An 11968-nucleotide genomic window follows, 5' to 3' on the forward strand; every position below is an offset into this window, starting at 1 on the left:
ACCCTTCGTTTACCTTTTCTTTACCTCTGACTATACCTTTTGTTTACCCTTTCTTTACCCCCTGTTTAGGGAAAGGGTAGAACTTTAGTATGATAAACGGATGAAGAAACTAATGCATAATAGGCGAATATTACATTTGTGTCTTTGCGTTTTGTATTCCAGATTTTTTCCAGAATTGACCCATTTCTTTGTATTAAATCAATAATTAAAAGAACATGGAAAAGAGTATGTTAACCGGTTTTTTCGCATTGCTGATCAATGCCGGTGTTTCGCTTGGACAGGATATCCAACCAAGCCAGGTTCCGTCCGTCGTGGTAAACAGTTTCAATAAAGCATTTCCAAAAGCTTCGGACGTAGAATGGGAGATGCAGGGCGATCTATACAAGGTTGAGTTTGAGACAGGTCTCTTGTCTGTAGATCATGATGTATGGTACGATAAAGGAGGGAAGTTGATCGAACATAAAGAAGAAATTTCCAAAAAGGATTTGCCTTCAACGGTGTTAGCAACGATCAAAAAAGACTTTAATAAATATCGTATAGAAGATGTGAAGAAGATTACGAAAGCGCAACAAGTTGTCTATACACTTGAACTGAAAAGTGCTGCCGAAGAACTAAAGGCGGCTTTTGATACGAATGGGAAGGTGTTGAGCAGCGCGTTGGATTAACATGAAAAAGCTCCTTTTGCTTCTTTGCTTTACCGCTTTTTGTTTATCAAGCGCAACTTATGCTCAGATTAGTCCCCCTGGCTTAGGGGAAGCAAACACCGCCGGTTGGTTTGCGTTTGGATTAAGGCAAGATTTAGGTGTCTCAAAAAAATGGCAATCGATGTCTTATATCGGTTTAGGGCGTAAAAGTAATCCGGACAATTACGCCCTATTTTTTAAGCCTGCTATTCTGGTGATAAATCAGGAATTTTATCATCGGTTTCACCCGCATTGGCAATACTCAATCGCTTTGAGTTATCGGAAGCAAGAGGAGTATAACGATTTTGCTCCTTATAGACGAACAGTTGCGGGTTTTGAACGGGAGTGGAGATTGTACGGACGAATGGCCTATACAATTAAAAATGAAAGGCTAAAATTCACCCCTACTTTTCGGCAAGAGCTTCGAACTTTTGCTCAACCTTTTGAAGAAGCATCTTCGGAAGATCTTCAACTTCGGTCACGTTTAAAATTACAACTTGCAATCAATTTAGATAAACACAAAATTCATAAGCTTATTGGTGGATACGAATCCTTATTTTCAACAAGCAGAAGTGCCTTGTCTGAAAGGTGGTCGAGCTTCAAATATCGGGAAAGCAGATTCACTTTTTATTATTCGATATCACCACAGGAGTTACCGTTCACCATTGATCTTGGCTATATGAACAATTTGGTGGGATCCCAGTCGCCTTTTTCTGCACACTACCTAGCACTGGATGTAATCTATAATAATCCCTTTGGTTTGCTAAGACATAAGCAGGGGAACTAAATGAGTCAATACCTTTTCGTTTTTTGTAACTTTTCGCTGATATTGTCTGTTATAGTATCTAATGAAAGTCTATAATGTTTATTTTTGAATAAAAAGTAATAGTTTGTGTCTTCCCTCTTACGCGACAACATAATAATCAGAAAGCGTTTTTCTCTACTACTACTGTGGTTGAGCATACTCTTTCCTTTTTTTCTGCTTTATCAAAACTTGCTTTTAAATACAGGAAAGGAAGTGCAGAGCGTACTCGTCCAAGAGACGCTGTTGGACGATTTGGAAATTGGGCCGGGAAAATACATCCATGCCGAAAAAGAAAAGAAGGGACTCGAAAAGTACAAGCGAATTGATGCAGAGTCGGTAGTATCGGTTAATCAAAGCATTACGACCTTTTTCCTTATCCATGGGTGCTGGCTAAAGCCTTCCTATTATACTTTTTTACACATCTATACCTTGTTCTGACGGACCATATTTCATATAACTTCTAATTGTAGGTTCCCCGACAAGCGGGTGACGAATGAACATGGAAAAGCGAGTGTAGGTTTGCTATGTCGTTAAACCTGTTCAATTTTAATTAATAGATACTGAGTTGAATCCTAAAAAAAAGTAGTAAAATGAAATGTCCGAATTGTAATGAAACTTTACTGATGTCCGAAAGATACCAAGTGGAAATAGATTATTGTCCAAAATGTCGTGGGATTTGGCTCGACAAAGGAGAGCTTGACAAAATTATCAATTACGTTGATAATGGGCAAAACGATGAGCCTTCTGAATCATATAACAGCTCAAATCCGTGGAACGACTATAAAGACAAATCCGACTATCGTGATAAGCGTTATCAACAACGACCACATAAAAAGAAATCGTTTTTAGGTGATTTATTTGACTTCGATTAATCCCTGACGCCCTATGGAATTTGAAATCCCTAATTTTGCCGATCCCGGAGTTTGGATCAGCCTGATTACTTTATGCTTTCTTGAGATTGTATTAGGTATCGATAATATCATTTTCATCTCCATTGTTGCAGGAAAGTTGCCGGAGAAATTACAGCGCAAAGCACGTAATCTTGGCTTGACCTTGGCGATGGTTTTCCGAATTGCCTTATTGCTTTGCATAAACTGGATTATCGGACTGAAGGACCCGGTTATGACCTTAAGTTTATTTGGTAAGGAGGACATCCCGCTTAGCTACAAGGATCTCATTCTGATAGCTGGTGGACTCTTTCTGATTGTGAAAAGCACCTTAGAAATCCATCATAAATTGCAAGAACAGGATGAAGACCTACACCAGAAAAAAAGTCCGGTTGGCTTCGGTGCGGTCTTAGTACAAATAGTTTTGGTTGATGCTGTTTTTTCCTTCGATTCAATTTTAACTGCAGTAGGTTTAGTTGATTATGTACTGATCATGATTATAGCGGTTATTATATCCATCGGTGTAATGATGGCTTTTGCCGGCCCTGTATTACGGATTATTAACAAACAGCCTACCTTGCAGATGCTTGCTTTAACGTTTCTGGTTGTCATAGGCGTAGTGTTAATTGCCGGAGGTTTCCATCAGGAGGTAAGTAAAAGCATTATTTATTCTTGTTTGGGTTTTTCGTTGATTGTCGAATTATTGAATATCCGACTTCGAAAAAAACGAACCATTAAACTAAACGATACGCAGTTATAAAACGGGAGAATTGATCAAAATCCCGTGAGCCTGAAATGCCGCGGGATTTTGCTTTCTTATTTTTATGACGGGAGAAAATACCAAATATCATTCAGCTGACCAAATAACATCAGTGAACCATTTTTTACTGTCAAACAGTTGATCAATAAATTTAAACCCGGATTTATCGGCTAAGTCTTGAATCTGCTCGAAGCTGAATTTTTGTGAGATCTCCATAAAAATCGGCTCATTCTCAGCGAAGTGAAAGACCTCTTCACCTATTTGTACGGTCTGATTGTCAAGGCTGATAAGATAACTTTTGCAAGCCCCGCTTTCCGGATCATAGGTAGCGTAATGGTCAAAACGGCTTATAATAAAATTGCTATTGAGCTCGCGATTAATTCGCTCGAGTAGGTTCAGGTTAAAACGTTTTGTGATACCGCTTTTATCATTATAAGCCGCCAAGATCGTCTTGGGATTTTTCTTTATATCCATCCCCATAAGTAGGCGGTCGCCCTTAGATAAATGCTTGCGGAGTTTTTTGCAAAATTCGGTCACCCTGTCTACGGGCATATTGCCGATATTTGATCCTAAGAATAAAACAACTTTAGGCCTATTTGATAACGAGGTCGCTTTTTCCAGCATCTCAAAATACTCACCGTTCAGACCCGTCAGTTTAAGTCGAGGTAGTACTTTAGGTAAACTTTCGTTAAGATTCTCAATTACATTTGCCGATATATCAATGGGGATGTAGCGAAAATCCATCTGCTGCCCTGACAATTCTTTTAGAAGGTAGGTCGATTTTGTTGCATCACCGGCACCTAATTCAATCAGATCAAAACTATCCCGGTCACGGCTAAGTGCCGCTGCAAGCTCGACAGTCTTCTCTGAAAAAATTTCGAGTTCGGCCCGGGTAAGATAATATTCAGGGCAGTTCATGATTTCGCGGAATAGCTTGTCGCCCGCCGCATCGTAGAAATATTTAGAATCCAAGTGCTTCGGGTTCTCCCGAAGGCCTTTTATAACATCGTTATAAAAAAGTGCTGTTTTTGTATTAGCGGCTTCGAATAGGTCATCCATTAAATCTGAAATATTTTTGTTCATGCTCTTTGTCAATTATTTTGCTAACCGAATGCCCGTAAACTGCCAGCGTAGATTGGTCTGGAAAAAATTTCGATACGTGAGACGACTGTGCCCGGGCGAGGTAATCGCAGAAGCTCCACGTAATACTTTTTGGTTAACCATAAATTTACCATTGTATTCACCAATCGCGCCAGGGGCCTTTTTAAATCCAGGGTAAGGTAAGTAGGCACTTTCTGTCCATTCCCAGTTTTCTCCCCAGGTAAAATTTGGCGCAGCCACCTCCCATTCAAATTCAGTAGGCAATCTTAAACCCTTCCAAGCCGCATAAGCATAAGCCTCGAAGTAACTTACATGTCGTACAGATGCTTCTAAATCAATAGGTTCCAGACCCCGAAACGTATAATGATACCAACTATTGTCAATGAAATGCCAATAGAGGGGTGCCGTTATTTTTTCGTTTCTGACCCAGTCCCAGCCCTCGGCATGCCAATGGCGAAAATCGCTGTAACCATCATCATTTATAAATTCAAGATATTCGGCATTACTTACTAAACGGTTACTTATTTCAAATTCGTTAAGATAAACCTTATGTCTACCAAGTTCGTTATCAAAGCAAAAGCCATCCCCTTTAAACCCAATTTCGTAAAGTCCTTCCTTAATGCGAATAAAATCATTAGTTGATGTTGATTTCAAAGTAGGTGGTTGATACGTGACATCATAGGCTGGAAATAGGGGATTGTGGCCCAATATATACTTAATGTCCGTATATAAAAGTTCCTGATGTTGTTCCTCGTGATGAATGCCCAATACAATTAGATCGCTTACTTCCGGCTCGAGAGGAGCCGAAAGTATTTTTAACATGGCTTCGTCTACATGTTGGCGGTAGCGATAGATATCATCAACGGTTGGTCTGCTAAGATTACCTCTATCTGTACGGATGACCCGATTGCCGATGGTTTCGTAGTAGCTGTTAAAAACGTAATTGTAATCCGGATTAAATGGCTGATATCCCTGAACATGAGGGGTTAAAATAAAGGTTTCAAAAAACCAGGTGGTATGTCCAAGATGCCATTTAGGTGGACTCACGTCTACGATCGGTTGGACGACATAATCTTCAATCGCTAGCGGACGGCAAATATCTTCTGTTCGTTGACGAAGACTTTTATAACGAGTGTATATATCCATATGACTATTGATTTTTTAAATACTCTTTGAGATTTGATATGGTTTCAATATGAAAGGTTTCTGCCTGCTGTTTCCGCATCATGAGTGCATAGGCGTTATTAAAGCCGATAGGCTTCAGCCAGCTAATTCCGTATTTTTTTTCGAATTGGTCCTTGACATAGGCGAAGGTTTTATCTTTATCGCCACCTAATGAATCAATCGTTTGCTGAGGTGGCTTCAGAATGGCTAGGAGGCCTGTTCCTGTATATTCCGGGTAAAGATCGATCTGATCATTCATCAACGCATCGAAACAAATTTTAGTGCCGCCTAGGCCGGTTTTGGCAACTACATCATAATCCGTGAAACCTTTTATTAACTGACTGTACAGGCTGGCCAAGATGTATTGTTCGCCAAAGATTTTAGAACCCAAGCGTACTGTTCCCTTCTTTTTTCCTCCTCTTTCTCTCCACAGGCCGTGTGCTTTCAGAAAGTCATGTGCCACACGCTCAGGTGATTGATGGAGATGATCAACGCGGTAATTTAGATCGGTCATCACGCTATCGTTTATTTTTCCGACCAGCAGATTCAATGTTTTTTCGAGCGAAGGGAATTTTTCCAGCGCTTGATTTCGAACAATGGGCGCTGCATAGTAAGGTGGGAAAATACCCTTATCATCCTTTAAAACAACCAGGTCATATGCTTTTAAACGACCATCGGTCGAATAGCCGCTAATGACGTCCAATTGCTTTTCATAGGCGGCTTTATACATGACCGCGTCATTGATGACCACCGTATGAATTTTTAAGCCATAGATTCTTTCAAGCCCCACATTCCCATCCTGTCGTCCCATAAATTCCGGCGTAAAGCCGGCAACGAGCTTTGTTCCGTAGGCCGTGGGAACAAAATAAAGCAGACTTAATAAAATAAGTAATACCGGTATAGCAAGGGTAGTTCGGTTAAGCGTTTTAATATTCAATTTTTGTAAACGGGAAAGTAAAAAATCAAAGAGCAAAGCGAGTAATGCGGCCGGTATAGCGCCGCCAAGTATCATGTTTGTATTGTTTAAAGAAATTCCGCCGAAGATGAACTCGCCTAAGCCGCCGGCGGCAATATAAGAAGCCAAAGTAGCCACTCCGACGTTAATGACGGTAGCCGTGCGTATACCCGCTAATATTACGGGCATTGCGAGTGGTAATTCAACCTGTAGAAGTAGTTGTTGTTTGTTAAGACCAAGCGCAATAGCGGCTTCCTTGACAGTTGGGTTAATGCCCGTAATACCCGTATAGGTATTGCGGATGATCGGAAGAAGAGCATAGAGAAATAAGGCTACAATAGCTGGTTTAGCACCTATACCAAGTACGGGAATTAGAAATCCTAGTAGGGCGATGCTTGGTATAGTTTGCAAGATACCAACAGTACCTAAAACAATTCCGGATAAATTTCGATTTCGTGCAATTAAAATACCCAGCGGTAGTCCCAACAATACCGCTATCAACAAGGAAATGAAGGTCAGGCCTATATGCTGTAAGGTTTGGACCAACAGCTTATCTGCCTGTTGCCACATAAAGTGCCAGAGCGTTTGCTGTTGTTCGTTCATGTAACGATGGTTTTTTTATAGCGGTAAATAGCTGACATTAACTGCTCAAATCCTGCTGTTTTTGCTTCTTTTTTATGGTCGACGATTTGAAGTGTTTCGGTTTTATTCTGCTGAAGGCGTTCCAGTGCATCCCATAGTGTGGATTGGGACGAAAGAGTGATATGATTATCTGTTTGGTCCGCTGTGGGTAGCCAAGGCCATAACGCTGCCAATAGAATTGTCTTGAACTCGAGTTGTAAACGTTGCTCCTGTAGAAAGCTTGTTACCAGCGAATGGGACGGTTTAAATAATAGATCCCAAGGCTTGCCTATTTGGACAACTGCTCCCTTATCCATTAAGCAGATTTGGTTACCCAGTGTAAACGCTTCTTGGACATCATGCGTAACCATAACGATGGTCTTTCTTTTTAATTCATCTAAAGCTTTAAATTCTTCCTGTATTTTTGTCCGAGTAACGTTATCCAAGGCCCCAAAAGGTTCATCCATGAGCAAAATCGGAGGATGAGCTGCCAATGCTCTGGCAATTCCTACGCGTTGTTGTTGCCCACCGCTTAATTCGTGCGGATACCTGCTTCGATAGGAGTTGGGAAGGTGTAGTTTTTCCAATAGCTCATCTACTCTCGTTTCTATCCGTTTTTTATCCCATTTCAATAAGTGTGGAACGATAGCAATGTTTTGAGCGACTGAATAGTGGGGGAACAGGCCATTATTTTGTAAAACATAACCGATATTCCGTCGCAGGTCGATCGGCGACTGGTCCTGAATGTTCTTGCCATTAATGAAAATTTGTCCTTGATCTGGTTTAATCAGGCAGTTAATCATTTTAAGCGTTGTCGTTTTACCGCAACCACTCGCACCGAGAAGGATCAAATTTTCTTCTTCCTTTATTTCCAAAGACAGCTCATTCACTGCTTTTAGGCCGTTGAACGATTTACTTACCCCTTGTACTTTGATCATAAATTTTAATCTTCCAATGTCATAAAAAGATTATTTAATGATTCGGCATAAAGCGGATGTGCAAACACGCCATAGCGTATGCGGTCGTAAGTGATTTTACCTTCCATAGCCATTTGTAAGATGGTCATGATTTCGCCGCCTTGCGCTGCAAGAATAGAGGCCCCTAGTATTCGTTTACTTTTGGCATCTACAATGGCTTTCATAAAACCACGGGTATCGCCTGTTTCAACTGCGCGGGCCACAGCGGTCATCGGCAGCTTCGCTACTTTTATAGTTAAGCCCTGCTTTTTCGCTTCTGTCTCACTCAGGCCGATGCGTCCGAGCTGCGGGTCGGTAAATACACAATAGGGTATCGATCGGTTACGTGTTGTATAGTTCGTGTTTTCCAAAAGATTACGATAAACAATTGTATAATCATTATATGAAATATGGGTAAATGCAGGTCCGCCCTTCACATCACCTAAGGCATAAATGCCTTTTACATTGGTTTCGAGTTTGCTGTTTACCTTTATGTATCCTTTATTGTCGAGTTTTACACCGGTGTTGTTTAGCTTAAGCGGTCCAGTCTGTGGAACACGGCCTGTAGCGACCAACACGTGACTACAACTAATTTTTTGCTTTTTTCCGTTGGTATGGATGGTCGCTACAACTTTTTCAGGTCCCTGCTTGTCGAAAAAGGTGGTTTCCGCATTGAGCAGGATGTCGATTCCTTCCGGTTTCAGTAATTTGTGCATTTCTTCGGATACGTCCGGATCCTCGCGAGCCATAATTCTTGGCGATTTTTCCACAATCGTGACTCTGCTGCCAAAGCGACGGAACATTTGGCCGTACTCCAGGCCAATATAATTGCCGCCTATAATTAGCAAATGCTCAGGCACTTGATCCAATTCGAGTATGCTGGTCGAGGTAAGGAAATTAATGGCGTTGAGGCCCTCAATTTCGGGGATAAATGGGACAGTACCTGTATTCAAGAAAAATAAATCTGCCTTCAGTATCTGTTGAGACCCGGTATCGGAAGTCACACCGATCGTTTTGAAATCCGTAAAAGCGGCTTCACCAAAGATGACATCTAAGTTTTTAGTACTCTCCAATGCTTTTTGATTTCCGCTCCGTGCATTTTCGACGATTTTGTCCTTACGCTTTTTTATAATGGTCATGTCAATTTTAGCGTCTTCTACAAAAACGCCGAGCTCAGTACTTTTGTGGGCATCATAAGCTGCTTTTGCAGAAGCTATCCATGTTTTAGTAGGCGTGCAACCGTCGTTCACGCAAGTTCCGCCAATCCATCGCTTCTCAATGATGGCTACTTTTTTTCCATGGTTCGCAAGTTTTTTCGCTAAGGGAACGCCCGCCTGTCCGGAGCCAATAACAATGGCATCATATTGTCTAATCTTCATATATATTGGTTTCTAGGTGTTCGAAGGTCCGCAAGCACCTTAATTCCTAACAAGAAAGCACTTAAATGGTTTGTGAACGGGGTTCACTTTTAATTTTCTCTGACATCTATCTAACACAATTTCCCTACATTTGATGTAAAGGAAGGTTTCTAAAAGGTGATGATCACCTAAAAAAACGCAGATTGCTTCGTCATTCTTCCTCGCAATGACGACGATGATGGACATTTCAGATTCCTTCCTTAAACTTGTGTTTTAATTTATTTCTTTACTATGTCGAAGCTTTTCAGTCCACTCCCGTTGAATGGAATTACCTTAAAAAATAGAATAATAGTTTCTCCGATGTGTCAATATTCCGCCGTAGACGGATTTGCCAATGATTGGCATTTAGTGCATTTGGGAAGTAGGGCTATTGGGGGTGCTTCGCTAATCATCGCTGAAGCTACCGCTGTATCGCCCGACGGCAGAATCTCACCTGACGACTTAGGTATTTGGAATGATGCCCATATTGAGAAGCTATTGCAGATTACCCAATTTATTAAAAATCAACAATCCGTGCCTGGGATTCAGTTATCCCATGCGGGGCGTAAGGCCAGCACGGCTGCGCCTTGGAAGGGTAGAGGGAAAGTTAGTATTGAAGATGGTGGCTGGGTGCCGGTGGCCCCTTCTTCAATTGCTTTCTCCGATAATTATGCCGTACCTGTCGAATTGAATATAGAGGGGATTCGTGCCATCGTAAGTAATTTTAAGTCAGCGGCCGAGCGTGCATTGCGTGCCGGATTCGAGCTTATCGAAATACATGCGGCACATGGGTACTTGTTGCACCAATTTCTATCGCCTTTGAGTAATCACAGGCAAGATGAATATGGAGGCAGTTTCGAGAATCGCATCCGGTTGTTACTGGAAGTTATTGATGCGGTGCGAAGCGTGGCACCGAAAGAATTGCCTTTATTTGTAAGAATTTCAGCTAGCGATTGGGCGGAAGGTGGATGGGATTTGGATCAATCAATCCAGTTAGCGTCCATTCTCAAAACCAGAGGTGTCGATCTACTGGATGTATCTAGTGGCGGACTTGTTCCTTATCAAAAAATCCCTGTAGGTCCTGCTTACCAATTGCCTTTTTCTTCAAAAATAAAGAAAGAAGCGGGTATTCTAACAGCAACCGTTGGGCTGATAACCAATGCTACGCAAGCCGAAACCATTCTTGTTAATGGCGATGCCGACTTAATTGCCATGGCGCGTGAACTTTTGCGCAATCCTTATTTTCCGCTACAGGCTGCTGATGAGTTGCGGGATTCGATTGAATGGCCGATTCAGTATGAAAGGGCCAAACCGAATTAATCGCTTGTATAGTAGGGATCCCATACACAGGGCTATATTTAAAGGCTAAAGCTAATACGTTCGGTTAAAAGTATGAACCGTTGGCTTTCGGAAATGTCGCCTAGGAAATTTGCTGTTTGCATGTTGATGCATACCATTATAGCAAGATTCCGGCGACGAGCTTTTTTGAATACTTTTTTGCGGGAAAAAGTATTTGGCGGTGTAGTTGGATTTTTGTTGCTTACTAGCTTTTACGTTGTTTATTCGTTCTTTTTAGATATAATAAAAAACCGGTGATGCTTAATAAACCAGGCGTTAAACCAATGAATACATATAATATCCGAATGGGCAGACCACCAAAACTACCGGCATGAAGGGGTAGAACCAGTGTGCGCAGTTTTTCGGAGAAATCAAGTTTATCGGATTCTTTTATAGCTTCGACCGCTCCGCTTTTGACGTCTAACGTAACGCTACTTGCCTGTCCAAAAAATGGATTATCACCCGGTAAGCTACCGCGAATGGCGAAGCCGCGACCGGGTTGAGTGGGCATATATACGGAATGGACTTTAAGCTGCGGCAATGCATGGGAAGCTTTCTTATAAAGGCTGTCAATTGAGAGGACATCTGCTCGATTGGGCGGATTTACTTGCATTTTACTGTGCCATGCACTCGAGTCAAAGGCAAAAAGATTCAGCCAAAAGCCAGTGAAAAAGATAACCGCATTAAACAACAAAGACCAAATACCGACGATACGATGCAGATCGGAACTTAGCATCCTTCTATTGTGCCATCGAATCGGTTTTTTAAAGCACAAAACTTTCCATACCTGTTTTCGATAAATCAGCACGCCCGTAAGAATAGAAATAAGCATAGTTATTCCGAGTACAGCGGTTAATAAGGTACCCGGCATACCAAAATGAAAGGAGAAATGAAATTGAAATAACCACTGCATAAAGCCGGATTGCCATTGATCATAACGTCCTTCGCGTATAATACGACCCGTATAGGGATCAATGGTCAATACAGCTAGATCGTAGGTATGGATTTTACTATCATTTAGGTATAAACGATAATTGTAAGCTTCGGTGGGAGCTGCTTGCGGATTTAACCAGGCGATGCCGCTAAGCCGAGGATATTGAGCGGTAATGCGATGATAGATCGTATCAAGCGACATTTTGGCCGCGGTTTCTTTTACTTGAAAAAGATGCCTATTGGTATAATGGTCCAACTCTTCCATAAAAACCAATGCTGATCCGCTCAATCCCAGTAAGATTAGAAAAATACCTGTTATCAGCCCTGTTACGCCGTGCATTCTAAATACCCAGCGTAGTAATCTGTTC

At 41.6% G+C, this 11968-nt stretch carries 12 protein-coding genes; 6 read left to right on the plus strand and 6 right to left on the minus strand.

Going from position 1 to position 11968, the window contains the following annotated elements; all coding sequences use genetic code 11:
• The first annotated feature begins 215 nt into the window (after nt 1–215).
• The 5 genes from ACH11B_RS13710 (at nt 216) to ACH11B_RS13730 (ending at nt 3135) form a co-directional block, all read left to right on the plus strand.
• A complete protein-coding gene (locus ACH11B_RS13710; RefSeq protein WP_377612187.1) occupies nt 216–665 on the plus strand; it encodes a PepSY-like domain-containing protein in 450 nt (149 codons plus the stop codon).
• 1 nt (nt 666) lies between these two features.
• Nucleotides 667–1470 (plus strand): DUF2490 domain-containing protein, encoded by an 804-nt coding sequence (locus ACH11B_RS13715; protein WP_377612185.1) that lies wholly within the window; start codon nt 667–669, stop codon nt 1468–1470.
• Between the two features lie 207 nt (nt 1471–1677).
• Entirely contained in the window at nt 1678–1926 is a 249-nt protein-coding gene (locus tag ACH11B_RS13720; RefSeq protein WP_130857078.1) for a hypothetical protein, read from the plus strand.
• Between the two features lie 152 nt (nt 1927–2078).
• Nucleotides 2079–2360: a zf-TFIIB domain-containing protein gene (locus tag ACH11B_RS13725; RefSeq protein WP_377612183.1), complete on the plus strand. Its 282-nt coding sequence runs from the start codon at nt 2079–2081 to the stop codon at nt 2358–2360.
• A gap of 13 nt (nt 2361–2373) precedes the next feature.
• A complete protein-coding gene (locus tag ACH11B_RS13730; protein ID WP_013665836.1) occupies nt 2374–3135 on the plus strand; it encodes a TerC family protein in 762 nt (253 codons plus the stop codon).
• 87 nt (nt 3136–3222) lie between these two features.
• On the opposite strand, the gene egtD is transcribed toward ACH11B_RS13730, so the two are convergent.
• The 5 genes from egtD to ACH11B_RS13755 are packed head-to-tail and all read right to left on the minus strand — an operon-like array spanning nt 3223 to nt 9311.
• Complete coding sequence (gene egtD / locus ACH11B_RS13735; protein ID WP_377612181.1) at nt 3223–4218, minus strand: L-histidine N(alpha)-methyltransferase; 996 nt, start codon at nt 4216–4218, stop codon at nt 3223–3225.
• A gap of 12 nt (nt 4219–4230) precedes the next feature.
• Nucleotides 4231–5382, minus strand: a complete 1152-nt coding sequence (gene egtB, locus ACH11B_RS13740; protein WP_377612179.1) for an ergothioneine biosynthesis protein EgtB — start codon at nt 5380–5382, stop codon at nt 4231–4233.
• Between the two features lie 4 nt (nt 5383–5386).
• Nucleotides 5387–6958: an ABC transporter permease/substrate-binding protein gene (locus ACH11B_RS13745; RefSeq protein WP_377612177.1), complete on the minus strand. Its 1572-nt coding sequence runs from the start codon at nt 6956–6958 to the stop codon at nt 5387–5389.
• The gene (locus ACH11B_RS13750) at nt 6955–7914 is read right to left on the minus strand and encodes an ABC transporter ATP-binding protein (RefSeq protein WP_377612175.1); all 960 of its coding nucleotides are present in this window, start codon (nt 7912–7914) and stop codon (nt 6955–6957) included. The genes ACH11B_RS13745 and ACH11B_RS13750 overlap by 4 nt, the downstream gene beginning before the upstream one ends.
• Before the next feature lie 5 nt (nt 7915–7919).
• On the minus strand, nt 7920–9311 hold the full coding sequence (locus tag ACH11B_RS13755; protein ID WP_377612173.1) for a mercuric reductase: 1392 nt from the start codon (nt 9309–9311) through the stop codon (nt 7920–7922).
• A 270-nt stretch (nt 9312–9581) separates the two neighbouring features.
• Between ACH11B_RS13755 and ACH11B_RS13760 the strand changes: the two genes are divergently transcribed.
• Nucleotides 9582–10649, plus strand: a complete 1068-nt coding sequence (locus ACH11B_RS13760; RefSeq protein ID WP_377612171.1) for an NADH:flavin oxidoreductase/NADH oxidase — start codon at nt 9582–9584, stop codon at nt 10647–10649.
• A gap of 223 nt (nt 10650–10872) precedes the next feature.
• On the opposite strand, the gene ACH11B_RS13765 is transcribed toward ACH11B_RS13760, so the two are convergent.
• Nucleotides 10873–11940 carry a PepSY-associated TM helix domain-containing protein gene (locus tag ACH11B_RS13765; RefSeq protein ID WP_404274031.1) on the minus strand — a complete coding sequence of 356 codons (1068 nt, stop codon included), beginning with the start codon at nt 11938–11940 and terminating at the stop codon, nt 10873–10875.
• Between the last annotated feature and the right edge of the window lie 28 nt (nt 11941–11968).

It is taken from the genome of Olivibacter sp. EAT-5 (assembly GCF_044784325.1).
Classification (GTDB): domain Bacteria; phylum Bacteroidota; class Bacteroidia; order Sphingobacteriales; family Sphingobacteriaceae; genus Olivibacter; species Olivibacter oleidegradans.

What these genes read in the sequence shown, in the direction of transcription:
- ACH11B_RS13710 (WP_377612187.1), top strand. Translation starts at nt 216, where the DNA reads ATGGAAAAGAGTATGTTAACCGGTTTTTTCGCATTGCTGATCAATGCC.
- ACH11B_RS13715 (WP_377612185.1), top strand. Translation starts at nt 667, where the DNA reads ATGAAAAAGCTCCTTTTGCTTCTTTGCTTTACCGCTTTTTGTTTATCA.
- ACH11B_RS13725 (WP_377612183.1), top strand. Translation starts at nt 2,079, where the DNA reads ATGAAATGTCCGAATTGTAATGAAACTTTACTGATGTCCGAAAGATAC.
- ACH11B_RS13730 (WP_013665836.1), top strand. Translation starts at nt 2,374, where the DNA reads ATGGAATTTGAAATCCCTAATTTTGCCGATCCCGGAGTTTGGATCAGC.
- egtD (WP_377612181.1), bottom strand. Translation starts at nt 4,218, where the DNA reads ATGAACAAAAATATTTCAGATTTAATGGATGACCTATTCGAAGCCGCT.
- egtB (WP_377612179.1), bottom strand. Translation starts at nt 5,382, where the DNA reads ATGGATATATACACTCGTTATAAAAGTCTTCGTCAACGAACAGAAGAT.
- ACH11B_RS13745 (WP_377612177.1), bottom strand. Translation starts at nt 6,958, where the DNA reads ATGAACGAACAACAGCAAACGCTCTGGCACTTTATGTGGCAACAGGCA.
- ACH11B_RS13750 (WP_377612175.1), bottom strand. Translation starts at nt 7,914, where the DNA reads ATGATCAAAGTACAAGGGGTAAGTAAATCGTTCAACGGCCTAAAAGCA.
- ACH11B_RS13755 (WP_377612173.1), bottom strand. Translation starts at nt 9,311, where the DNA reads ATGAAGATTAGACAATATGATGCCATTGTTATTGGCTCCGGACAGGCG.
- ACH11B_RS13760 (WP_377612171.1), top strand. Translation starts at nt 9,582, where the DNA reads ATGTCGAAGCTTTTCAGTCCACTCCCGTTGAATGGAATTACCTTAAAA.
- ACH11B_RS13765 (WP_404274031.1), bottom strand. Translation starts at nt 11,940, where the DNA reads ATGCACGGCGTAACAGGGCTGATAACAGGTATTTTTCTAATCTTACTG.